17 protein-coding genes are annotated in these 24253 nt (G+C 70.9%); 7 read left to right on the forward strand and 10 right to left on the reverse strand.

The window, feature by feature from the left end; translation table 11 throughout:
• Position 1: 1 nt before the first annotated feature.
• Together ACZ7HQ_RS32275 and ACZ7HQ_RS32280 are read right to left on the reverse strand one after the other, a co-directional pair.
• A complete protein-coding gene (locus ACZ7HQ_RS32275; protein ID WP_470997616.1) occupies positions 2-1204 on the reverse strand; it encodes a winged helix-turn-helix domain-containing protein in 1203 nt (400 codons plus the stop codon).
• A gap of 170 nt (positions 1205-1374) precedes the next feature.
• Positions 1375-1944 carry a GNAT family N-acetyltransferase gene (locus ACZ7HQ_RS32280; RefSeq protein WP_470997620.1) on the reverse strand — a complete coding sequence of 190 codons (570 nt, stop codon included), beginning with the start codon at positions 1942-1944 and terminating at the stop codon, positions 1375-1377.
• 252 nt (positions 1945-2196) lie between these two features.
• Between ACZ7HQ_RS32280 and secA the strand changes: the two genes are divergently transcribed.
• Entirely contained in the window at positions 2197-5004 is a 2808-nt protein-coding gene (secA, locus tag ACZ7HQ_RS32285) for a preprotein translocase subunit SecA (RefSeq protein ID WP_470997623.1), read from the forward strand.
• Positions 5005-5187: 183 nt separating this feature from the next.
• Here the strand turns inward: secA and ACZ7HQ_RS32290 are convergent, their stop codons facing one another.
• Positions 5188-5802 (reverse strand): Rv3235 family protein, encoded by a 615-nt coding sequence (locus ACZ7HQ_RS32290; protein ID WP_470997626.1) that lies wholly within the window; start codon positions 5800-5802, stop codon positions 5188-5190.
• A 330-nt stretch (positions 5803-6132) separates the two neighbouring features.
• Between ACZ7HQ_RS32290 and ACZ7HQ_RS32295 the strand changes: the two genes are divergently transcribed.
• Complete coding sequence (locus ACZ7HQ_RS32295; RefSeq protein WP_470997629.1) at positions 6133-6651, forward strand: DUF6912 family protein; 519 nt, start codon at positions 6133-6135, stop codon at positions 6649-6651.
• A 57-nt stretch (positions 6652-6708) separates the two neighbouring features.
• Positions 6709-7377: an HAD family hydrolase gene (locus ACZ7HQ_RS32300; RefSeq protein WP_470997632.1), complete on the forward strand. Its 669-nt coding sequence runs from the start codon at positions 6709-6711 to the stop codon at positions 7375-7377.
• Between the two features lie 166 nt (positions 7378-7543).
• Here the strand turns inward: ACZ7HQ_RS32300 and ACZ7HQ_RS32305 are convergent, their stop codons facing one another.
• On the reverse strand, positions 7544-8110 hold the full coding sequence (locus ACZ7HQ_RS32305; RefSeq protein WP_470997635.1) for a DJ-1/PfpI family protein: 567 nt from the start codon (positions 8108-8110) through the stop codon (positions 7544-7546).
• A 695-nt stretch (positions 8111-8805) separates the two neighbouring features.
• Between ACZ7HQ_RS32305 and ACZ7HQ_RS32310 the strand changes: the two genes are divergently transcribed.
• The 3 genes from ACZ7HQ_RS32310 (at position 8806) to ACZ7HQ_RS32320 (ending at position 15846) form a co-directional block, all read left to right on the forward strand.
• The gene (locus ACZ7HQ_RS32310) at positions 8806-13740 is read left to right on the forward strand and encodes an NAD-glutamate dehydrogenase (protein WP_470997638.1); all 4935 of its coding nucleotides are present in this window, start codon (positions 8806-8808) and stop codon (positions 13738-13740) included.
• Positions 13741-13949: 209 nt separating this feature from the next.
• A complete protein-coding gene (locus tag ACZ7HQ_RS32315; RefSeq protein WP_470997641.1) occupies positions 13950-14354 on the forward strand; it encodes a GtrA family protein in 405 nt (134 codons plus the stop codon).
• A complete protein-coding gene (locus ACZ7HQ_RS32320; RefSeq protein WP_470997644.1) occupies positions 14335-15846 on the forward strand; it encodes a hypothetical protein in 1512 nt (503 codons plus the stop codon). Before ACZ7HQ_RS32315 ends, ACZ7HQ_RS32320 begins: the two co-directional genes overlap by 20 nt.
• Here ACZ7HQ_RS32320 and ACZ7HQ_RS32325 read toward each other — a convergent pair.
• The 5 genes from ACZ7HQ_RS32325 to ACZ7HQ_RS32345 form a co-directional block, all read right to left on the reverse strand.
• Positions 15843-16571, reverse strand: a complete 729-nt coding sequence (locus tag ACZ7HQ_RS32325) for a rhomboid family intramembrane serine protease (protein WP_470997647.1) — start codon at positions 16569-16571, stop codon at positions 15843-15845. The two genes, ACZ7HQ_RS32320 and ACZ7HQ_RS32325, sit on opposite strands and share 4 nt — an antisense overlap.
• A gap of 120 nt (positions 16572-16691) precedes the next feature.
• The gene (locus ACZ7HQ_RS32330) at positions 16692-18356 is read right to left on the reverse strand and encodes a glycosyltransferase family 2 protein (protein ID WP_470997650.1); all 1665 of its coding nucleotides are present in this window, start codon (positions 18354-18356) and stop codon (positions 16692-16694) included.
• Positions 18353-20566 (reverse strand): CDP-glycerol glycerophosphotransferase family protein, encoded by a 2214-nt coding sequence (locus tag ACZ7HQ_RS32335; protein ID WP_470997653.1) that lies wholly within the window; start codon positions 20564-20566, stop codon positions 18353-18355. The genes ACZ7HQ_RS32330 and ACZ7HQ_RS32335 overlap by 4 nt, the downstream gene beginning before the upstream one ends.
• A gap of 85 nt (positions 20567-20651) precedes the next feature.
• Positions 20652-21473, reverse strand: a complete 822-nt coding sequence (locus tag ACZ7HQ_RS32340; protein ID WP_470997656.1) for an ABC transporter ATP-binding protein — start codon at positions 21471-21473, stop codon at positions 20652-20654.
• Positions 21466-22380, reverse strand: a complete 915-nt coding sequence (locus tag ACZ7HQ_RS32345; protein ID WP_470997660.1) for an ABC transporter permease — start codon at positions 22378-22380, stop codon at positions 21466-21468. Before ACZ7HQ_RS32345 ends, ACZ7HQ_RS32340 begins: the two co-directional genes overlap by 8 nt.
• Before the next feature lie 222 nt (positions 22381-22602).
• Here ACZ7HQ_RS32345 and ACZ7HQ_RS32350 point away from each other — a divergent pair, with 222 nt between their 5' ends.
• Positions 22603-23229 (forward strand): TetR/AcrR family transcriptional regulator, encoded by a 627-nt coding sequence (locus tag ACZ7HQ_RS32350; RefSeq protein WP_470997663.1) that lies wholly within the window; start codon positions 22603-22605, stop codon positions 23227-23229.
• A gap of 14 nt (positions 23230-23243) precedes the next feature.
• Here the strand turns inward: ACZ7HQ_RS32350 and galE are convergent, their stop codons facing one another.
• Positions 23244-24224, reverse strand: coding sequence for a UDP-glucose 4-epimerase GalE (gene galE, locus ACZ7HQ_RS32355; protein ID WP_470997666.1), 981 nt, complete (start codon positions 24222-24224; stop codon positions 23244-23246).
• Positions 24225-24253 lie beyond the last annotated feature (29 nt).

The following is a 24253-nucleotide window of genomic DNA, read 5'->3' on the forward strand; positions in this document are numbered from 1 at the left end:
GCTAGGCGAGGGTGCGGGCGAGTTCCCTCGTCAGAGGCTCGCGCAGGGTGGGTGCGTCCACCCGCTCCACGCGGACGTCCGTGCAGTTCACCCAGCTCGCCGCCTCGACCAGGGCCTCGGCGACCGCCGGGACCGACTTCGGGCCGTCCAGCGTGACCTGCCTGGCCACCAGCGTGCGCCCCTCGCGCGCCGGATCCACCCGCCCGACCAGCCGGCCGCCCGCGAGCACCGGCATCGCGAAGTAGCCGTGGATGCGCTTCGGCTTGGGCACGTACGCCTCCAGGCGGTGGGTGAAGCCGAAGATGCGCTCCGTCCGCGCCCGCTCCCAGATCAGCGAGTCGAACGGCGACAGCAGCGTGGTGCGGTGACGGCCGCGCGGCGGTGTCGCCAGGGCCGCCGGGTCGGCCCAGGCGGGCTTGGACCAGCCCTCGACCTCGACCGGCACCAGGCCCGAGTCGGCGATGACCGCGTCGACCTGCTCGCCCTTGAGGCGGTGGTAGTCGGCGATGTCCGCGCGCGTGCCGACGCCGAGGGACTCGCCGGCCAGCCGGACCAGGCGGCGCAGGCACTCGCCGTCGTCCAGCTCGTCGTGCAGCAGCGCGTCCGGGACGGCGCGCTCGGCGAGGTCGTACACCCGCTTCCAGCCGCGTCGCTCGACGCACACGACCTCGCCGTACATCAGCGCGCGCTCCACCGCGACCTTGGTGCCGGACCAGTCCCACCACTCGTTGGTCTTCTTCGCGCCGCCCAGCTCCGTGGAGGTCAGCGGGCCCTCCGTGCGCAGTTGCTTGAGGACCTGGTCGTACGCGCCCTCGGGCAGCTCGTGGTTCCAGTGCGGGCGGTCGCGGTAGGCGCGGCGGCGGAAGGCGAAGTGCGGCCACTCCTCGATGGGCAGGATGCACGCCGCGTGCGACCAGTACTCGAAGGCGTGCGGACGCGCGGGCGACACGCCCGCGGCTGCGGGCTTCCAGTAGGCGGCCTCGACCGTCTTGCGGCCGACCGCGCCGAGCCGGGCGTAGGGCACGAGCTCATGGGAGCGGGCGAGCACCGAGATCGTGTCGAGCTGGACCGCGCCGAGGTGGCGCAGCACCCCGCGGACTCCGGCCCGCCGGTCGGGCGCACCGAGGAATCCCTGGGCCCGCAGGGCGATACGGCGGGCGTCGTCCGCGGTGAGAGTGATGGTCGGGCGCGGCAGGGTCGTCATGCCCCGGACGATAGGGGGTGCCACTGACAGTCCCGGCTGACCTGCGGTTTCGCCAGGGCCTGTCCGGCGGGTCATGCCGGAGTCGCGGGGGCATGGCACGCACCATGCCCCACTTGCCCGCACTGACACGACGCCGTTGCCCGGTGCCGGCCTGACCCGCCGGACAGGCCCTAGACACGTGCGGGCAGGTACGGCGCCGTGGACGGCAGACCCAGGTCGGAGGGGAGCAGGGAACCGACCCAGCAGTCACGGCGCACGCCCTTGTTGTTGAGCGCGGAGCGCAGGGTCCCCTCGATGGTGAAACCCGCGCGTTCGGCCACCGAGCGGGACGCGTGGTTGCCGACCTCGGCGCGCCATTCGACCCGGTCGACACCGACCTCGGTGAAGATCCACCGGCAGGCGGTGAGCGTGGCCTCGGTGACATAGCCGTGCCCGCGGTGCTCCTTGGCCGCCCAGAAGCCGACTTCCGCCACGCCGAGCGAGCGCATGGTGAGCCCGAGCATGGCGGAGAGTTCCCCGCCGGTGAGGAAGACTCCGAAGGTGAACATCGAACCGTCTGCCCAGCCGTCGGGGACCAGCTGTTCGGTGAAGCCGCTCGCGTGCTCGGGCAGGTACGGCGAGGGCACCGTGGTCCAGCGCTGGATGTCGGGGTCCTGCGCGGCGTCGTACACCGCCTGGGTGTCGTGCGGGCCTACCGTGCGCAGGACCAGGCGGTCCGTGCTGAGTGTGACGGGTTCCATCGCCCGATTGTGCTCGGCGGAGCGGATACGGGCCATCGGATTTCGCTATACGTGAGCGCGTGACCACAGTTCGCGCAATTCCTCGCGCCGATGCGGCACTATCGCCGTGGCCCGTCCGTTGTCCTGGATGAAGCAGCCGTCGGGCAGCCAGGCCTCCCGACCCAGCCGGGTCCTCGCATACGATGGCCGTTGCTCAGTACGTCAAATGGAAACCGACCGTCCCAGGCCCGACCGGCAAGGAGACAAACCCCCGTGTCCGTCCTCTCGAAGATCATGCGTGCAGGCGAAGGCAAGATCCTGCGCAAGCTGCACCGCATCGCGGACCAGGTCAACTCCATCGAAGAGGACTTCGTCGACCTCTCCGACGCCGAGCTGCGAGCCCTCACCGAGGAGTACAAGCAGCGCTACGCCGATGGTGAGAGCCTGGACGACCTGCTCCCCGAGGCGTTCGCCACCGTCCGTGAGGCCGCTAAGCGCGTCCTCGGCCAGCGGCACTACGACGTGCAGCTGATGGGCGGCGCCGCCCTCCACCTCGGCTACGTCGCCGAGATGAAGACCGGTGAGGGCAAGACCCTCGTCGGCACCCTGCCCGCGTATCTGAACGCCCTCTCCGGAGACGGCGTCCACATCGTCACGGTCAACGACTACCTGGCCGAGCGCGACTCCGAGATGATGGGCCGCGTCCACAAGTTCCTGGGCCTGGACGTCGGCTGCATCCTGGCCAACATGACGCCGGCCCAGCGCCGCGAGCAGTACGCGTGCGACATCACCTACGGCACGAACAACGAGTTCGGCTTCGACTACCTGCGCGACAACATGGCGTGGTCGAAGGACGAGCTGGTGCAGCGCGGCCACAACTTCGCGATCGTCGACGAGGTCGACTCCATCCTGGTCGACGAGGCCCGTACGCCGCTGATCATCTCCGGCCCGGCCGACCAGGCCACCAAGTGGTACGGCGACTTCGCCAAGCTCGTCACGCGCCTGAAGAAGGGTGAGGCGGGCAACCCCCTCAAGGGCGTCGAGGAGACCGGCGACTACGACGTCGACGAGAAGAAGCGCACCGTCGCCATCCACGAGTCCGGTGTCTCCAAGGTCGAGGACTGGCTGGGCATCGACAACCTCTACGAGTCGGTGAACACCCCCCTCGTGGGCTACCTGAACAACGCCATCAAGGCCAAGGAGCTCTTCAAGCGCGACAAGGACTACGTCGTCATCGACGGCGAGGTCATGATCGTCGACGAGCACACCGGCCGTATCCTCGCCGGCCGCCGCTACAACGAGGGCATGCACCAGGCGATCGAGGCGAAGGAAGGGGTGGACATCAAGGACGAGAACCAGACGCTCGCCACGATCACCCTGCAGAACTTCTTCCGCCTCTACAACAAGCTCTCCGGCATGACCGGTACGGCGATGACCGAGGCCGCCGAGTTCCACCAGATCTACAAGCTCGGCGTGGTCCCGATCCCGACCAACAGGCCGATGGTCCGCAAGGACCAGTCGGACCTGATCTACCGCACCGAGGTCGCCAAGTTCGAGGCGGTCGTCGACGACATCGCCGAGAAGCACGAGAAGGGCCAGCCGATCCTGGTCGGCACGACCTCCGTCGAGAAGTCGGAGTACCTCTCGCAGCAGCTCTCCAAGCGCGGCATCCAGCACGAGGTGCTGAACGCCAAGCACCACGAGCGCGAGGCGTCGATCGTCGCCCAGGCCGGCCGCAAGGGCGCGGTGACCGTGGCCACCAACATGGCCGGCCGTGGTACGGACATTAAGCTCGGCGGCAACCCCGAGGACCTCGCCGAGGCCGAGCTGCGCCAGCGCGGCCTCGACCCCGAGGAGCACATCGAGGAGTGGGCGCACGCCCTGCCCGCCGCCCTGGAGAAGGCCGAGCAGGCCGTCAAGGCCGAGAAGGACGAGGTCGAGTCCCTCGGCGGCCTCTACGTCCTCGGCACCGAGCGGCACGAGTCGCGCCGGATCGACAACCAGCTGCGCGGCCGCTCCGGCCGTCAGGGCGACCCCGGTGAGTCCCGCTTCTACCTCTCCCTCGGCGACGACCTGATGCGCCTGTTCAAGGCCCAGATGGTCGAGCGTGTGATGTCCATGGCCAACGTCCCGGACGACGTGCCGATCGAGAACAAGATGGTCACGCGCGCGATCGCGTCCGCGCAGTCGCAGGTCGAGCAGCAGAACTTCGAGACCCGTAAGAACGTCCTGAAGTACGACGAGGTGCTCAACCGCCAGCGTGAGGTCATCTACGGCGAGCGCCGGCGCGTCCTGGAGGGCGAGGACCTGCACGAGCAGGTGCAGCACTTCATGGACGACACGATCGACGCGTACATCGCCGCCGAGACCGCCGAGGGCTTCCCCGAGGACTGGGACCTGGACCGGCTGTGGGGTGCCTTCCGGCAGCTGTACCCGGTCAAGGTCACCGTCGAGGAGCTGGAGGAGGCCGCCGGTGACCGGGCGGGTCTGACCGCGGAGTTCATCTCGGAGTCCATCAAGGAGGACATCCACGAGCAGTACGCGGCCCGGGAGACGCAGCTCGGCTCCGAGATCATGCGTGAGCTGGAGCGCCGGGTCGTGCTGTCGGTCCTCGACCGCAAGTGGCGTGAGCACCTCTACGAGATGGACTACCTCCAGGAGGGCATCGGCCTGCGCGCGATGGCCCAGAAGGACCCGCTGGTCGAGTACCAGCGCGAGGGCTTCGACATGTTCACCGCGATGATGGAGGGCATCAAGGAGGAGTCCGTCGGCTACCTGTTCAACCTGGAGGTCCAGGTCGAGCAGCAGGTCGAGGAAGTCCCGGTCGAGGAGGAGCCGGTCGGCGAGGGTGTCCACGACACGGTTCCGGCGCAGGCCGGGGCGCGTCCGGAGATCCGCGCGAAGGGGCTGGACGTTCCGCAGCGGCGGGATCTGCACTTCTCGGCGCCGACCGTGGACGGTGAGGGCGGCATCGTGGAGCGTGACCTCGAGGACGACGAGCCGGTGCGGTCGGAGTCGGACGGACTGACGCGTGCCGAGCGGCGGCGGCAGGCCAAGGGCGGACGGCGTCGCAAGAAGTGACCTGCGGCGCGTTAGCCGCCCAACAGGGCCGGGTTCCTCTGGGAACCCGGCCCTGCTGCGTTGGTGGCTGCCAGGGCCTGGCCGGCGGATCATGCCGGAGTCGCGGGGCAGGGGCACGCCCGTCTGCGGCGTTGTCGTCGGCCCTGACGCTCCGCGTCGGCGCCCTCCTCCGCCGGACAGGCTCTAGTGGCGGGTGCCGGTTTCCACCGCTGTGCAGCGCCAGCGGAGGTCCTGGCCGAGTTCCAGGCGGAAGGCGAGGGCGCGGAGCCGGTCGCCGGCGGCGATACGGGCGAAGACCTCGAGGGCGCCGTCGCGGGGGACGTAGTAGCCGATGTCGTGGACGCGGGGGCGGGAACCGCGCGTGCGCAGGGGGCTGCGTTCGGCGAGGCGGATCAGATCGTCGTAGGCGCGGCCCGCGGTGTGGCGGAGCATCCAGTGGACGGGCCGCTGACCGCTCAGGACGGCCAGCAGGCGGTCGGCGAAGAGGTCGGTGGGCTGGAGCTGCCGTACGCCCGTCTGTGGCGTCGTGCGGGCCGTCTCCGGCGCGGCGGGCGGGCGGGTACCGGTCGTTTCCGGACCTGGGGTCGGGCGGGTGCGGGGCGATTCCGCGTCGGTGGGCGGGTGGGGCGCCGTGAGGGCGGTGGCCGGCTGGTGGGCCGTCGGGCGGCGGGGCGGAATCCTGGGCGGAGCTCCTGCCGGGCGGCGGGTGTCGTGACGGGTCGGCGGACGGTGGCGCGGTCGGGGCTGGGAGGTGCGGCGCGGCGCCTTGTCCGTGGTGCGGCTCATGACCTTGTTCATGGGGTCCCCGTTCGGCGGGCCCGGTTGATACCGGGCGGTAACTCGCTGGTGGGGATCTTGTACGGGGGCCGGGAGCCGGGTGGCAAGGACGTCGGGGAGGGCTGGGGAGGGGGCGAGAGGTTCACCTATCCGAGGGAAGCGGGAGGGGGTGAGCGGTGGGACGTGGCGGGTGCCCCGGGTGAATGCGCGGCCCGCAGTGGACGGCTCCGAGGGCGTGGGCACAGACCCGAAAGGGGACGGCCGCACGTATCCTGAAGGCCCTCCGGGAGACGCGTCAGCCGGTCTTCCCGGGGCCTCAGCGGAGCCATTGAGCAGGAAAGAGCGGCCAGCATGCGCGTCTACGTCCCCCTGACCCTCCCCGGTCTCGCCGAGGCGCACAAGACGGGTGAGCTGGGGAGCGGCGCCTTCGTCGCGTACGCCGTCACACCCGCGTTGCGCGAGTGGTACCTCTCCGAGGACCTCGAGGAGCTGGAGTACGCCGCGCTCAGCCGGGCCGCGCTGGCCTCGCTGCGGCTGCTCGCGGCGGATCCGGGTGCGGTACGGCGCCGGGTCGTGGTCGCCGTGGACGTGGACGTGGCCGACGGTGCCGCGAGCGCCGACCCGGACCGCGGGCTCGACCCCACCGCCCTCGGCGAGGTGACCGTGACGGCGACCGTGCCGCTCGCGAAGGCGGCCGCGGTGCATGTCGACGCCGATGACGCGGAGCAGGACGTGGCCGCGGCGGCACAGGCGCTGGAGGCGGCCGACGGCGGGGACGACGACGCGCAGTTCGCCGTGGACGGAGCGGACGATCACGAGCTGCTGTGGTACGCCACCCAGGAGATCCCCAACCTGGTCGGGCAGGCCTGACCCGGCCGGGTCGGCCGGCGGCCGTCGTTGTCAGTGGGGGCGGGTACGGTCTTTGGCATGGGGATGCAGCAAAGCGCGCACATCGTCTGGGACTGGAACGGCACGCTGTTCCACGACAATGACGCGATCATCGGGGCGACGAACGCGGCCTTCGCGGAGCTGGGGCTCGCGCCGATCACGCTGGAGCAGTACAGGTCGCTGTACTGCGTGCCGGTGCCCAGGTTCTACGAGCGGCTGATCGGCCGGCTGCCCACCGACGCCGAGTGGGAGCTGATGGACGGGGTCTTCCACCGGTACTACGCCGAGCACCGGGTGCGGTGCGCTCTGACCGAGGGTGCGGAGGAGTTGCTCGCGGGGTGGCGGTCGGCGGGGCACAGCCAGTCGCTGCTGAGCATGTATGTGCACGAGGAACTGGTGCCACTCGTGCGGGGGTTCGGGATCGAGGCGCACTTCCTGCGCGTCGACGGGCGTACGGGGCCGTCCGGGGGCAGCAAGGCCGAGCACATGGTGCGGCATCTGCAGGCGCTGAGCGGTTTCGCGGAGCCGGCGCGGACCGTGGTGATCGGGGACGCGGCGGACGACGCGGTCGCGGCGCGGGAAGTGGGGGCGCGGGCCGTGCTGTACACCGGGGGATCGCACAGCCGGGCCAGCCTGGAGGAAGTGGGGGTGCCGGTGGTGGACACGCTGGCCGAGGCGGTGGAGGAAGCGCAGCGAATAGCGGCGTAGCCGCGAGTGCCGGGAACTGCGCGGCCTACCGCTACGGACCGGCCACCTGCCGCCCGCCGCGCGGCAACGCACCACCCGCCGCGCGGCAACGCACCACCCGCCACGTGGCAACGCACCGCACCCAACCGGCGGGTTCCGCTCCGGCCGCCCCCGCCAGGGCCGCCCCTCAGCTCGCCGGTGCCTTGCTCCTCAGCACCTTGAGGAACTCGCGCATCCAGGCCGGGTGGTCCGGCCAGGCTCGGGAGGAGACCAGGGTGCCGTCGACCACGGCCTCGGTGTCCTGGAAGCCCGCTCCGGCTGCCTGCATGTCCGGCTCGAGCGCGGGGTACGCCGTGACCCGGCGGCCGCGCAGGCTGTCGATCGCCGCGGTGAGCAGCGGGCCGTGGCAGATCTGGGCGACCGGCTTGTCGGAGTCGAAGAACGCCTTGAGGATCTTGCGGAGTTCGGGGTCGTTGCGCAGGTACTCGGGGGCCCGGCCGCCGGGGATGACGACGGCCGCGTACTCGCCGGGGTCCACGTCGGAGAAGGCCAGGTCGGCGGGCCAGGTGTAACCGGGCTTCTCGGTGTAGGTGTCGTAGCCGGGTTCGAAGTCGTGGACGACGAAGCGGAGCGTCTTGCGGGAGGGGGCCGCGATATGGACCTCGTAGCCTTCCTCGCGCAGGCGCTGGTACGGGTAGAGGACTTCCAGGGACTCCGCCGCGTCGCCGGTGACGATCAGGATCTTCGCGGGCATGTCGGCTCCTTGGGGTACTCCGGTGTTCCGGTGTTCCTTGGCGGGACGCACTGTCCCTGGGCAAGGTGCCAACACCGGGTGAGCTTGCCAAGGGGGCCGTCGCGGTTCCGGTGCGGCCTCGGGCGTCGGGGAGCCGTGCCAGGTGTCGGGGTGCCCTGTTCTCAGAGTGCGGTCGGCGCCCTGCTCGCGCAACGGACGCCCCCGTACCCGCGCAAACGGCGCCCCGTCGACCCCGCCCGGCGAATACGCCACCGCTCCCCGGCCCACCCCTGTGCAGAACGTCAAACTTCACCCCTCGGTTTTGTACACATACGGCTCATGACGGGCCCCGGGGGAGGAGCGATAGCCTTGTGGCGTGATCAGCGCGATATCTCGCGGGGGCGTTCCTGCCCCTGCCCTGCGCCCGGGTTGCACGGAACACCTCCGTGACCGGGCGGCGGTCGCTGGTCTTCGCGGGCGGGACGGGGCCGCAGGAGCCCCCGGGACGCCGAGGACAACCCCGGACACGGCGGCGCCGAGAGCAGCGTCACAACCCACGGGCGTGTCGAGAATGGCCGAATTCCCCCCGCGTATCTCACCTCGCGGCATAGCGTCGAACCGGACCGGACACCCCGGGCCGTGGCGTCGAGCCGGAGGGAAAGAGACCGTACTTCCTTCTACGTCACGCAACGGCGCGCGACAGGAGTCAGAGGACAATGCAGACCAAGCTGGACGAAGCCAAGGCCGAGCTGCTCGAGAGGGCTGCCCGGGTAGCTGAGAACAGCCCGGTCGGGGGGCACCTACCGACCGGGACCACGGGCAAGGGCTCCCCGGACACCCCGGACAGCGAGTCCGTGCTCGCGTTCCTCCAGCGCTACTACCTGCACACCGCCCCGGAAGACCTCACCGGCCGTGACCCGGTCGACGTCTTCGGCGCCGCGGTCTCGCACTACCGGCTCGCCGAGATGCGCCCCCAGGGCACGGCGAACGTGCGGGTCCACACCCCGACCGTGGAGGAGAACGGGTGGACCTGCAGCCACTCGGTCGTGGAGGTCGTCACCGACGACATGCCCTTCCTCGTCGACTCGGTCACCAATGAGCTGACCCGGCGCGGGCGCGGCATCCACGTCGTCGTCCACCCGCAGTTCGTCGTCCGCCGCGACCTGACGGGCAAGCTGATCGAGGTCCTGCCCACCCCGCCGTCCGGCGACCTCCCGCACGACGCGCACTTCGAGTCCTGGATCCACGTCGAGATCGACCGGGAGACCGACCGCGCCGACCTGAAGGAGATCACCGCCGACCTGCTGCGCGTGCTGTCCGACGTCCGCGAGGCCGTCGAGGACTGGGAGAAGATGCGCAGCACGGCGACCCGGATCGCCGACGGGCTGCCCGAGGACGCCGCCCCGAGCGACCTGGCCACCGGCGAGCTCGAGGAGGCCCGCGAGCTGCTGCGCTGGCTGGCCGACGACCACTTCACCTTCCTCGGCTACCGCGAGTACCAGCTGCGCGACGACGACACGCTCGCCGCCGTGCCCGGCACCGGCCTCGGCATCCTGCGCTCCGACCCGCACCACGCCGAGGACGAGCAGCACCCGGTCAGCCCCTCCTTCGAGCGGCTGCCGGCCGACGCCCGGGCCAAGGCCCGCGAGCACAAGCTGCTGGTGCTGACCAAGGCGAACAGCCGCGCCACCGTGCACCGGCCGTCGTACCTGGACTACATCGGCGTCAAGAAGTTCGACGCGGACGGCAACGTCGTCGGTGAGCGCCGCTTCCTCGGGCTGTTCTCCTCGGCCGCGTACACCGAGTCGGTGCGCCGCGTCCCCGTCATCCGCCGCAAGGTCGACGAGGTGCTGGAGCGCGCCGGGTTCTCGGCCCACAGCCACGACGGCCGCGACCTGCTGCAGATCCTGGAGACCTACCCGCGCGACGAGCTGTTCCAGACGCCCGTCGCTGAACTGCAGTCCATCGTCACGTCCGTGCTGTACCTGCAGGAGCGGCGGCGCCTCAGGCTCTACCTGCGCCAGGACGAGTACGGCCGCTACTACTCGGCCCTCGTCTACCTCCCGCGTGACCGCTACACCACCGGCGTGCGGCTGCGGATCATCGACATCCTGAAGGAGGAGCTCGGCGGCGTCAGCGTCGACTTCACCGCCTGGAACACCGAGTCGATCCTCTCCCGTCTGCACTTCGTCGTCCGGGTCCCGCCGGGCACCGAGCTGCCCGAACTGTCGGACGCCGACAAGGAGCGCATCGAGGCCCGCCTGGTCGAGGCCGCCCGCTCCTGGGCGGACGCGTTCGCCGAGGCGCTGACCGCCGAGTGCGGCGAGGAGCGCGCGGCCGAGGTGCTGCGCCGCTACAACAACGCCTTCCCCGAGGGCTACAAGGCCGACCACACGCCGCGCTCGGCGGTCGCCGACCTGGTCCACCTCGAGCAGCTCGGCGAGGACAAGACCTTCAGCCTGAGCCTGTACGAGCCGGTGGGCGCCGGGCCCGAGGAGCGCCGGTTCAAGATCTACCAGAAGGGCGGCACCGTCTCCCTCTCCAAGGTGCTGCCGGTGCTCAGCCGCCTCGGCGTCGAGGTCACCGACGAGCGGCCGTACGAGCTGCGCTGCGTCGACCGCACCACCGCCTGGATCTACGACTTCGGTCTGCGCATGCCCAAGGCGGGCAGCGGCGACCACCTCGCCGACGACGCCCGTGAGCGTTTCCAGGAGGCCTTCGCCGCCACCTGGACCGGCAAGGCGGAGAACGACGGCTTCAACGCGCTCGTGCTGAGCGCGGGGCTGAGCTGGCGGCAGGCGATGGTGCTGCGCGCCTACGCCAAGTACCTGCGGCAGGCCGGTTCGACCTTCTCGCAGGACTACATGGAGGACACCCTTCGCAACAACGTCCACACCACCCGGCTCCTCGTCTCGCTGTTCGAGGCGCGGATGTCGCCGGAGCGGCAGAAGGCCGGGCTGGAGATCACGGACGCGCTGCTGGAGGAGCTGGACGCGGCCCTGGACCAGGTGGCGAGCCTGGACGAGGACCGGATCCTCCGCTCCTTCCTCACCGTCATCAAGGCGACCCTGCGCACGAACTTCTTCCAGGACGCGCACGGCGGCACGCCGCACGAATACGTCTCCATGAAGTTCGACCCGCAGGCCATCCCGGACCTGCCGGCGCCGCGCCCGGCCTTCGAGATCTGGGTGTACTCGCCGCGCGTCGAGGGCGTGCACCTGCGCTTCGGCAAGGTCGCGCGAGGCGGTCTGCGCTGGTCCGACCGGCGTGAGGACTTCCGTACCGAGATCCTCGGCCTGGTCAAGGCGCAGATGGTGAAGAACACCGTCATCGTGCCGGTCGGCGCCAAGGGCGGTTTCGTCGCCAAGCAGCTGCCGGACCCGGCGAAGGACCGTGACGCGTGGCTGGCCGAGGGCATCGCCAGCTACAAGACGTTCATCTCGGCGCTGCTCGACATCACCGACAACATGGTCGCCGGTGAGGTCGTGCCGCCGCAGGACGTCGTCCGGCACGACGGTGACGACACCTACCTGGTCGTCGCGGCCGACAAGGGCACCGCGACCTTCTCGGACATCGCCAACGGGGTCGCCGAGAAGTACAACTTCTGGCTCGGTGACGCCTTCGCCTCCGGCGGCAGCGCGGGCTACGACCACAAGGGCATGGGCATCACCGCGCGCGGCGCCTGGGAGTCCGTGAAGCGGCACTTCCGTGAGCTGGGCGTGGACACGCAGAGCCAGGACTTCACGGTCGTCGGCATCGGTGACATGTCCGGTGACGTGTTCGGCAACGGCATGCTGCTCTCCGAGCACATCCGCCTGGTCGCCGCCTTCGACCACCGGCACATCGTCATCGACCCGACCCCGGACGCGGCCACGTCGTACGCCGAGCGCCGCCGGCTGTTCGAGCTGCCCCGCTCCAGCTGGGCCGACTACAACACCGAGCTGCTGTCGGCGGGCGGCGGGATCTTCCCGCGCACCGCCAAGTCGATCCCCATCAACGCCCACATCCGCGAGGCCCTCGGCATCGAGGACAAGGTCACCAAGATGACCCCGGCCGACCTGATGAAGGCGATCCTCAAGGCGCCGGTCGACCTGCTGTGGAACGGCGGCATCGGCACGTACGTGAAGTCGTCCGTCGAGTCGAACGCGGACGTCGGCGACAAGGCCAACGACGCCATCCGCGTCGACGGCAAGGACCTCAGGGTCAAGGTCGTCGGCGAGGGCGGCAACCTGGGCCTGACCCAGCTGGGCCGGATCGAGTTCGCCATGCACGGCGGCAAGATCAACACCGACGCGATCGACAACAGCGCCGGCGTGGACACCTCCGACCACGAGGTGAACATCAAGATCCTGCTGAACGGCCTGGTCGCGGACGGCGACATGACCGTCAAGCAGCGCAACAAGATCCTCGCCGAGATGACCGACGAGGTCGGCGCGCTGGTCCTGCGCAACAACTACGCGCAGAACACCGCCCTGGCCAACGCCCTGTTCCAGGCCAAGGACATGCTCCATGCCCAGCAGCGGTTCCTGCGCCACCTGGTGCGCGAGGGCCACCTGGACCGGGCGCTGGAGTTCCTGCCCACCGACCGCCAGATCCGCGAGCGCCTCGGCCAGGGCCAGGGTCTGACCAGCCCGGAGACCGCCGTCGTCCTGGCGTACACGAAGATCACGGTGGCCGAGGAACTGCTGGCCACCTCCCTGCCGGACGACCCGTACCTGCGCGGCCTGCTGCACGCCTACTTCCCGACGGCGCTGCGCGAGAAGTTCACCGAGGCCATCGACAACCACCCGCTGCGCCGTGAGATCACCACGACCGTGCTGGTCAACGACACGGTGAACACGGGCGGTACGACGTATCTGCACCGGCTGCGCGAGGAGACCGGGGCCTCCCTGGAGGAGATCGTCCGGGCGCAGACCGCGGCCCGCGCGATCTTCTGCTCGGCGCCGGTGTGGGACGCGGTGGAGGGCCTGGACAACAGGGTCGACGCGGCCGTGCAGACCCGGATCCGGCTGCACTCGCGCCGCCTGGTCGAGCGCGGCACGCGCTGGCTGCTCAACAACCGGCCGCAGCCGCTGCAGCTCGCCGAGACGGTCGAGTTCTTCGCCGAGCGGGTCGAGCGGGTGTGGCAGGAGCTGCCGAAGCTGCTGCGCGGCGCGGACCTGGAGTGGTACCAGCACGTCTACGACGAGCTGTCCGCGGCCGGTGTCCCGGACGAACTCGCCACGCGCGTGGCCGGGTTCTCCTCCGCCTTCCCGGCGCTCGACATCGTCTCGGTGTCCGACCGCATGGGCAAGGAGCCGCTGGACGTCGCCGAGGTGTACTACGACCTCGCCGACCGGCTCAGCATCACGCAGCTGATGGACCGCATCATCGAGCTGCCCCGTGCCGACCGCTGGCAGTCCATGGCCCGCGCCTCCATCCGTGAGGACCTGTACGCGGCGCACGCGGCGCTCACCGCGGACGTCCTCGCGGCCGGCAACGGCACCTCCACTCCCGAGCAGCGGTTCAAGGCCTGGGAGCAGAAGAACGCGCCCATCCTGAGCCGGGCGCGCACCACCCTCGAGGAGATCCGCAGCTCGGACTCCTTCGACCTCGCCAACCTGTCGGTGGCGATGCGGACGATGCGGACGCTGCTGCGCACGCATTCGTAGTCGTACGACGACGAGAACGCCCCGGGCCGACGACGATTCGGTCCGGGGCGTTCCCTTTCTTGCCGATCCTTAGCTGAAAAAGATCAGCGAATTTACCGTTTCCTGTTGATCGGTACCTTTCGGATAGGGTCTGCGATGTGACAGTGAACCTCACCGAGACCCGCCCGGTCACACGACCCGCACCCGCTCCGCCCCGGCCCGTCGGCCGTGTGGTGCTGGAGGTCGTGAAATTCGGGATCGTCGGCGGCAGCGGTGTCCTGATCAACTTCCTGGTCTTCAACCTGCTGCTGCACGGCCTGGGTTGGCAGGCGATGACCGCGACGGTCCTGGCCAGCTGTATCGCGATGGCGACCAATTACCTGGGCTTCCGCTATTTCGCCTACCGCGACCGGGCCTCGCGCACCCGCAGCCAGATCGTGCTGTTCTTCGTGTTCAGCGGTCTCGGTGTCGTGATGGAAATCGGCCTGTTCTGGGTCGGCTACCACGGTCTCGGCCTGCACAGCGTCCTGCAGTCGAATGCGGCGAAGGCACTGTCGATCGTGCTCGCCTCCGCCTTCCGTTTCCTGGTCTACCGCACCTGGGTGTTCCAGCAGGATGCGCACCGCGCCGTCTGACACCGGGCCGGTGAGCCGCACCGGGCCGCCGTCCGCCGCCGCCCGGGCCGGCCGGGCGCTGCCGCAGGCCGCCGCCGCGCTCGTCGTCGTGCTGCTGCTCCTGGTGATCGTCCGTCTGCCGTGGGCGGGTGACCTCGGCATGCACGCGGCCACCGTCCAGCGCCTCGGCCACGACCCGCTGCATCCCGGCGACCCGCTGGTCGACGCGGACACGCAGAGCCCCTACTACTCGCCGTGGATGCTGGTGCTGGGCGTGTTCGCCCGGCTCACCGGCCTGTCGGTGTTCGTGGTCCTGCGGATCGCCGCGCTCGTCGGGCTGGCGCTGCTGGTCACCGGAGTACGGCGATACGTCCGCACGCTGAGCACGCATCGCGCCGCACCCGCCCTGGCCCTGCTGAGCCTGCTCCTGCTCTGGGGCCCGCAGCTGTTCAACTGGTCCGGCTTCCTGGGCCTGAACTCCCTGGCGCTGACGGTGTCGTACCCGAGCGTCCTCGCGCTCGGCCTGACCTTCCACTTCTGGGCCTGGCTCACCCGGGCGGCGCGCGAGGAGGCCGCGTGGGGGAGGTGGCTGGGACTCGGTGCGCTGTGGGCGCTGATCCTGCTGTGCCATCAGTTCACCGGTGTGGTGGCCTCGCTCGGGGCGCTGGCGACGGTGATCGCGGCGCGCCCGGCACGGGCGGCGCTGTGGCGACCGGCCGCCGCGTCGGCCCTGGGCCTGCTCCTGCTGTGGCTCTGGCCGTACTACGACTTCTTCGCGCTCTTCTCCGCCGGGGCGGACCTGGAGGCCATCCACCGGCCGCTGTACGAGCACCTGGCCGCGCGGTTCGGGCTGGTGCTGCTCGGGGTGGCGGCGCTGGTGCTCCGCGTGCGCAGGGACCGCCGGGACCCGTTGGTGCTGTTCTTCGCCCTCGGCGCGCTGGTGTTCGCCGCGGGCGGGCTCACCGGCCACTTCTCCTGGGGCCGGGCCCTGCCGGCCGTGCTGGTGCCGGCGCAGCTGGCGGCCGCGCTGGAGGCCGTGGCGGCCGGACGGCGGGCCGTACGGGCGGGGTGGGCGTGCGGGCTCGGCGCCGCGCTGGCTGTCGGGGCGTGGACGCAGGCCGGGACGCTCGGGTACGTGACGGGGAGGGCCGCGCTGCCCCCGGCCGTCGCGGCGAAGTACCGGACGCCGTGGGTGGGGTACCACTGGATCACGCCGTGGGTGCGGTACGGGGACGTGGTGATGGCACGGACGTTCCCCGCGCGGCAGATTCCGGCGTACGGGCCGTACACCGTGGCGCCCGGGTATCCGGACGTGTTCCTGCGGGACTCCGCGCGGCGGGAGGCGGCCGTCTCCCGGTACTTCGCCGCCGGGACGTCCGCCGGTGAACGGCGGGGGATCCTGCGGGACTACGGCGTGCGGTGGGTCGTGGGACCGGCGGGCCTGGCCGGGCCGGGACTGCGGAAGGTGACCGTCGGCCCGGGTGACCAGGTGCTGTACCGGGTCGTGCCCTAGAGCAGACCGAGGTCGTCGAGTTCCTTGTACAGGTCGGCGCGTGGCGTGTCGGGGGTGACGGAGGTGGAGGCGCGTGCGGGAAGGGCGCCGCCGGAGCGTTCGCCGGTGACGGTCCGTGCGTGCCGGTCCCGGAAGACCCAGGCGCCCGCCAGGCCCCCGATCAGGCCCCCGAGATGCCCGAGCCAGCTCACTCCCGGTGTCCCGGGCACGGCCACGGTGAGCAGGTAGGCGAAGGAGGCACCCATGACGAGTCCGATCAGGGTGTCGATCAGGTGCCGGTCGAAGAGTCCCCGTACGACGACGTAGCCGAAGTAGCCGAAGATCAGGCCGCTGGCGCCGACCGTTGCCACATCGCCCCGCTCGAAGAACCAGACCACGACGCCGCTGGTCACCGCGATCAGCAGGGTCAGCCCGAGGAAGCGCGCCACCCCTCGGTAGGCGGCGAGGAAACCGAAGACGAACAGGGGCCCGGAGTTGCTCTCGATGTGGGCCCAGCTCCAGTGCAGGAGGGGCGCGACGAGGATGTCGGGGAGCGTGCCGACGTCGCCGGAGACCACTCCGTAATCCCGTGAGAGGGCGTAGTGGCCGGCGTAGTTGGCAAGCTGCAGGAGCCAGACGACCGCCAGCAGCCCGAACATCACGAAGAACGCCTTCCGCGCCTCCGCGATCATCTGCTCGGGGCTGGTCGGCATCACGCCGGACCGGTCCTTGTTCGGCGTACCCATGGCAGGATCCCCCCTCCCGGCGGATTCCGCTCTCCCGCCACGGCGCACTCTACGGGAGCGCACGCCGGGAACCGGCCGGTTCCCCCGGCTCCCCCGGCTCCCTGAGCTCCCTGAGCTCCCTCAGCGAAGCACGCTGGACAGCAGCTTCACCGCCTTGCGGATCCTCGGCCGCGCCACCCTTCGCACCACCGGCCGGACCACCCGCGCCGTCACCCCCACCGGACGCCAGCGGAGCTGGAGGCGGCCGGGGTTGCGGCCCTCCGGCTCGACGGTGACCTGGTGCGGGGTCGCGCCGGAGCGGTAGTCGATGCGGGCCGTGAGGGTGGGGAAGGCGGGGGGCGCCAGCAGCAGACCGGAGTTGGCCAGCCCCTGCTGCTGGAGGCGGACCAGCGGGTGCCGTACGCCCGCGAAACCCTGGAGCGGGAGCGGGGCCGCCGTCAGGTCCAGGAGGACCGTGCCCTCGAACACGCCGGGGCGGACCGGGTCGAGGCGGAAGGGCACCGTCATGCGGCGGCTGCCCGGTGACAGGAGCAGGGCGGCGCGCTGCGGGCCGACCGGCAGGCGCAGGCCGGGGTCGTACGTGCGGATGGAGAGCGTCAGCGAGGCGCCCCGGCCGGGCGACAGCTCGACGATCTCGTGGCGGAACTGGGCGCTCGGGAACGGACGCGTGTCCAGCTCCAGGTCGGACACGTCCAGTTCGCGGCGGGCACGGTCCGTGGTGGGCACGCTGTCACCCCAGTACGGCACACCCGAGGCGTCGGCGGTGACCTGTCGCGGAGCGACGCCGTGCCCGAGTCCGCGTGCCGCGAGCCGGGCGTCGGCCAGGCGGCCGTCCCGCAGCAGTTCCAGCACCACCCGCTCCGCGCGGGGCAGACGGGCGTACGCGCCGGGGGACAGCGTCTCCAGGTACGGGTTCATGATCTCGGCGAACGCGCTCAGCCAGTCGTCGTCCCGGTGGGGCAGGTCGCCCGCGTACATCCGGAAGTCGTGCTTGAGGAACTTGAAGTCCTTGTCCTCCCGCAGCGCCCCGTGCCCGCTCTCCACGAGGAAGTCGTCGATCAGGCGCTGGACGTGCACCCGGTCGCGGACGTTGGTGACCTTGTGCCGCTGGTTGGAGATGGATGCCGAGGCCGCCGCCGCGTACGGGTCGATGTACCAGATGTACACCGGGTCCGGGATGATCGTGAACGCCTTCGCCAGGCAGTACGCCTGCGCCGAGAACAGCTGGTCCTCGTAGTGGATGCCCTCCGGGAAGCGGAGCTGGTGGCGGTCCAGGAAGGAGCGGGCGTACATCTTGCTGGTGGACAGGTGCTCGAAGAGCAGGCGGGGGTCCGCCTCGATGCCCTCCACCGTGCGGCGCTCGGACACCAGGTGCGGCATCCAGGTCGTACGGCGGCCGTTGTCCACCCGGACCCGGCGTACCGCGCCCATGGTGAGGTCCACCTCGCGCTCGCGGTGCGCGGCCAGCAGCAACTCGACCGAGCGGGGCGGGAGTTCGTCGTCGCTGTCGAGGAACATCAGATACGGCGCCCGGGCGATGTCGATGGCCCGGTTGCGCGGGGCGCTGCAGCCGCCGCTGTTCTGCGGCAGCCGGAGGTAGCGGACACGCGGGTCCTGCGCCTCCAGCCGGCGCGCCACCGCCGGGGTGTCGTCCGTGGAGTGGTCGTCGCTGATGATGATCTCGATGTTCGCGTGGGTCTGCGCGCGCAGGGAGGCCACCGCCCGGGGCAGCCGGGCCGCGTCGTTGTAGACGATCACCGTGACCGTGACGTCGGGGGTCGTCATGCCGTGGCCTCCTCCGGTGTCGGGGCGGGGGTGCGTTCCTCGAGCGGGACCACCGGGGGCAGCGACTCCTCCGGCTCGCCCAGGAACACCCGCCGTACGACCCGTTCGGCGGCGCGTCCGTCGTCGTACTCGCAGAACCGGCGGCGGAAGGCGGCCCGTGCCTTGGCCGCGCCCTCGTCGTGCCAGGCGCCGGAGGCGAAGATCTCCGCCAGCTCCTCCTGGGTGCGGGCGACCTGGCCGGGGTGGTCGGTCATCAGGTCGAAGTAGACGCCACGGGTGGTCCGGTAGGTCTCCCAGTCGTCGGCGTAGACGACGATCGGGCGGTCCAGGTTGGCGTAGTCGAACATGATCGACGAGTAGTCCGTGACCAGCGCGTCGGCGGCCAGGCACAGCTCCTCGACGGGGTCGTAGGTGGACACGTCGATGATCCGGCCGGAGCGGCGCAGGCCGGTCAGCGGGGAGGCGGCGCCGCCGTAGAAATAGTGGGCGCGGACCAGCAGCACGGTGTCGTCGCCGAGCCGGTCGGCGAGGGCGGCGAGGTCCAGGCGGGGGGTGAAACCGGCCTCGTAGTCGCGGTGGGTGGGCGCGTACAGGACGGCCTTCCTGCCCGGGGCGATGCCGAGGCGCTCGCGGGCCGCGCGGACCTCGTCGGCGCCGCTCGTGTAGAAGACGTCGTTGCGCGGATAGCCGTGGTCGAGGGAGGTGTAGCGGGCCGGGTAGGCGCGCTCCCACATCCGGGTCGAGTGGCTGTTGGCGCTGACGCTGTAGTCCCACTTGTCGATGCGGGCCAGCAGCGCGGCGAAGTCCATGCCCTTGGCGGCGGCCGGGTGTTCCATCTGGTCCAGGCCCATGCGCTTGAGCGGGGTGCCGTGGTGGGTCTGGATGTGGATCGCGCCGGGGCGTTTGACCACCGCGTTGGGGAAGTTGACGTTGTTCGTCAGGTACTTGGCGGTGGCCAGGGTCTCCCAGTAGCGGCGGGTGCCGGGGACCACGTGGTCGGTGCCGGGCGGCAGCAGGGCCGCGTTCTCCTTCGACACCGTCCACACCTGGTGGACGTGCGGGGCGAGTTCGGCGAGCTTGGCGGCGATCGCGGCGGGGTTGCAGGCCACCCCGCGGTCCCAGTAGGCGGCGAACACGGCCAGGTCCGGGTCGACCGGGCGGCTCAGGGCGCGCCGGTACTGCTGGTCGCGGAGCTTGGTGCCGACCTGGCGCTTGCGGGTCCGTACGGCCTTCCTGGCGGCGCGGCGGGCGCGGTTGGCGGCCTGGAACGCGCGGTACCTGGTGTACGCGCCCTCCTCCAGCAGCGCGTGCCGCACCCCCTCCACGCCCGCCGGGCGCTCGTGGTGCTCGGGGCGCCAGCGGACCGCGGCGAGGGAGGCACGGCGGAAGAACTCGCGGGCCACCGCGTCGGGCAGGTTCTCGCCGGCGAAGGTGCGCACCAGGTCGCGCATCATCAGGTCGTACAGCACCGCGCGGGCGGCGCGGCGGTCCCGGGCGAGCGGGAGCAGCGACTCGTAGCGCTCGATCAGCGCGAGGCGGTCCTCGGGGGCGAGCGGCGGCAGGCTCTCGGGGCGCAGCTCGCGGTGGTCGTACGCCACCTGGTTCAGACAGGCGACCCGGTCGGCGTGCAGCAGGGCCGCGTACGCGGCGTGCGGCTCGTCGTCGGTGCTGAGCCGCTCCTCGTGCGCCCGCCAGAACTCGGCACGCAGGGCGCGGTTGCCGAGCAGCGGGGTGAGGCGCAGCAGGTCGGCGGACTCGTCCAGGGGCAGTCCCTCGCGGCCGACGGCGGCGAGGAGGCGGCCGTCCCGGGAGGGGGTGGCGGCCGTCTGCCAGGTGGTGGTGACGTGGTCGAAGAGGAGCACGTCCACCTCGGTGCCCGTGGCGTCCACGGCGTCCAGTTCGGCGGTCCGCTCGGCGATCAGCCGGGCGGCGCCGGCCGGCAGGCCGTCCTTGGCGTGCACGAAGTGCAGCCAGCGGCCTCTCGCGCGGGCGGCGCCGGCGGACCGGGCCGCCGCGTCACCGGTGCCCTCCGGCAGCGGTACGACGACCGTCTCGGGGGCGTGGCCCTCGGCCGTCTCCCGCGCCCAGTCGCCGACCGCGGCGACAATCACCTCGGCGGCGGGGAGCGGGCGGGCCTCCAGGGAGGCCAGCAGCTCTGTCAGGTGCCCCTGTGCGTTCGGTCCGTAGACGATGACGCTGAGTTGGGGCATCGCAGTGGACTCCTTCGACTCGTCGGCTCGTGGCACCTTCCATAACATACTGTCACTAAGTGGATGAAAGGGATAACCGAGCCTTCTACGCCGCCTTCTTGGCGCCGCCCTTCTTGTCGGACTTGTCGCCGGTGAAGGCCTCGTACTCCCTCATGACCTCCTCCGTCGGCCCGTCCATGCGCAGTTCGCCGCGCTCCAGCCACAGGACCCGCTCACAGGTGTCGCGGATCGACTTGTTGTTGTGGCTGACCAGGAAGACCGTGCCCGCCTGCTCGCGCAGTTCACGGATCCGCTCCTCGGAGCGCACCTGGAACTTGCGGTCACCGGTGGCCAGCGCCTCGTCGATCAGCAGGACGTCGTGGTCCTTGGCGGCGGCGATGGAAAAGCGTAGCCGGGCGGCCATGCCGGAGGAGTACGTGCGCATCGGCAGGGTGATGAAATCGCCCTTCTCGTTGATCCCGGAGAAGTCGACGATGTCCTGGTAGCGCTCCCTGACCTGTTCCCGGGACATGCCTATCGCCAGGCCGCCGAGATAGACGTTGCGTTCACCCGTCAGGTCGTTCATGAGTGCCGCGTTGACGCCGAGCAGGGAGGGCTGGCCGTGGGTGTAGATGTGGCCGTTCTCCACCGGCAGCAGACCGGCGACGGCCTTCAGCAGGGTGGACTTTCCGGAACCGTTGGTGCCGATGAGTCCGACCGCCTCACCCTTGTAGGCGACGAACGACACCTTCTTGACCGCGTGCACCCGGCGGACGCCCGCCGCCTGCTCGGCCTGCTTGCGGCGCATGATGCGGTTCAGGGCGGCGGTGGCCGAGCCACGGCCCGCGCCGGTGCCGTTGACCCGGTAGACGATGTCGACGTTCTCGGCGATGACGGTGGGGATCTTGGATGCGGTCTGCTCAGCCACGGCCGTACGTCTCCTCAGCCTTCCAGAAGTAGATGAAGCCGCCGATGCCCGCGGCCAGGGCCCAGCCGACGGCCGCCGCCCACACGTGCGGAGGCAGCTGCTTGCCGTGGAAGCTGTGGATCAGCGCGTACCGCATGAGGTCGATGTAGACCGCGGCCGGATTGGTCTCCAGCAGCACCGTGACGATGTGCGGCAGGTGGTCCTTCTTGGTGAGCTTGCTGATGCTCCACATGACACCGGACACGTACATCCAGGTGCGCAGCACGAACGGCATCAGCTGGGCGATGTCCGGGGTCTTGGCGCCCCAGCGGGCCATGATCATCGACACGCCCGCGTTGAAGACGGACTGCAGGACCAGTGCGGGGATCGCGAGCAGCCAGCGCGGGGTGACCGGGATGCCGAAGGACAGGATGATCACGACCAGCGCGGTCATCGAGAACAGCAGCTGCTGGAGCTGCTGGAGGCAGAAGGAGATCGGCAGGGAGGCGCGCGGGAAGTGCAGGGCGCGGACCAGGCCGAGGTTGCCGGAGATCGCGCGGGTGCCCGCCATGATCGAGCTCTGGGTGAACGTCCAGATGAACACGCCCGTCACCAGGAACGGGATGTAGTCCGGCACGCCGCGGCTGGTGCCGAGCAGCACGCCGAAGATGAAGTAGTAGACCGCCGCGTTCAGCAGCGGGTTCATGACCTGCCAGACCTGGCCGAGTTTCGCCTGGCTGTACTGCGCGGTGAGCTTGGCGGTGGCGAAGGCGGTGATGAAGTGGCGCCGGGCCCACAGCTGGCGGACGTACTCCGGCAGGGAGGGGCGGGCGCCGCTGACCGACAGACCGTGCCGGGCGGCCAGCGCCGCGAGGTCGTCGTCGGCCTGGGCCTGGGTGGGGGGCGGTGTGTCGAGGACCTGGCTCACATCCGCTGCTTTCGCTCGGGGGGAGGGGGTGGCGCGTCCGGCCGGCAGCCGGGGCGCGGCGTGTGGGTCCGTCGTCCGACGCTTCCTCCGCTTCGCGGTTTTCCTTACGCTTCTCTTCACGTTCTCTTACGTCGGAACGGGACCGTATCGTCGCAACGTGAGCGTAGAACCAATCGACGTCGGAACGCAACCGTTTCGTCGTTACGCCCTATGCTGTGGACCATGACGACGAACGCCGACGACCCGCCGACGCGTCCGCGCCGCCGGACCCCCGCGGGGGCCGCCGTACTCCGGGAGGACGTGACCGAGGCCATCCGGGCGGCGGTCTTCGAGGAACTGGCGGCCGTCGGATACGCGCGCATGTCCATCGAGGGCATCGCGCGGCGGGCGGGCGTCGGCAAGACGGCGGTGTACCGGCGCTGGCGTTCCAAGCTGCACCTGGTCCTGGACGTGGTGTCGGCGATGGCGGTCCTCGGCCTCCCCGTCCCCGACACGGGCTCCCTGGAGGGCGACCTGCGCCTCCTGTACGAGGTCACCTCCCGCGCCCTGCGCCACCCCGTCGCCTCGCAGATCATCCCCGACCTGCAGGCGGAGGCGGCCCGCAATCCCGAGATCGCCGACGCCTTCCAGAAGGCCCTGCGGGACGGCCAGGAGGGCGTGGCCAGCAAGATCGTGGCTGCGGCGGAGGCGCGGGGGGAGGTCCGTGCGGGCGTCGACCCCGACCTCGCACTGGACCTGATCTCGGGCCCGCTGTACTGGCGCGCGGTGGTCATCCGCTCCCCGAAGATGCCGAAGGGCTATCTGGAGCAGCTGGCCAGGGCCACGGCGGGGGCGCTGAAGGCGTTGTGAGGCGCCGCGCCCGGCTATGACCGCGCCGCCTGCGGGTGGTGCCGCACCCAGCCCTCCCAGGCCGAGGCGATCATGTCCTGGACGTCGTACTTGGCCTGCCAGCCCAGCTCGGTGCCGATGCGGGCGGCGGAGGCGACGACACGCGCGGGGTCGCCGGGGCGGCGCGGCGTGACCGTCGGCGGGCGGTCGTAGCCGGTGACGGCGTTGACGCGGTCGATCATCTCGCGGACGGAGACGCCCTCCCCGCGCCCGATGTTGAGGGTCAGGTCGGTGCCGGGGGACGAGGCCAGGGCGCGGGCGACGGTGACGTGGGCCTCGGCCAGGTCCACCACGTGGATGTAGTCGCGCACGCAGGTGCCGTCGGCGGTCGGGTAGTCGTCGCCGAAGATGCGCGGCGGCGCGCCCTCGGTGAGCTTCTCGAACACCATCGGGATCAGGTTGAACACACCGGTGTCGGCGAGTTCGGGGGTGGCCGCGCCCGCCACGTTGAAGTAGCGCAGGGCCGCCGTCGACATGCCGGTCGCCCGGCCGGTCGCACGGACCAGCCATTCGCCGGCCAGTTTCGTCTCGCCGTAGGGGGACATGGGCCGGCAGGGGGTCTCCTCCGTGACCAGGTCGACGTCCGGCATGCCGTAGACGGCGGCCGAGGAGGAGAAGACGAAGGACGGGATCTCCGCCGCCGTCACCGCCTCCAGCAGGACCCGCAGGCCCTCGACGTTCTCCCGGTAGTAGTGCAGCGGGCGCTCCACCGACTCGCCCACCTGCTTCTTCGCCGCCAGATGCACGACACCGCTGATCCCGTGCTCGGCGAGCGCGCGGGTCACCCGGTCCGCGTCCAGGACGGAGCCCCGCACCAGCGGAACCTCCGCCGGTACGCGCCCGGCGACGCCCGAGGACAGATCGTCGTAGACGACCGTGCGCTCACCGGCCTCGGTCATCGCCCGTACGACATGTGCCCCGATGTATCCGGCCCCGCCGGTGATCAGCCAGGTCATGGCGGCCGTCCCCTCGTCACTCGGTCCCT

This window comes from Streptomyces sp. NPDC037290 (genome assembly GCF_055603245.1).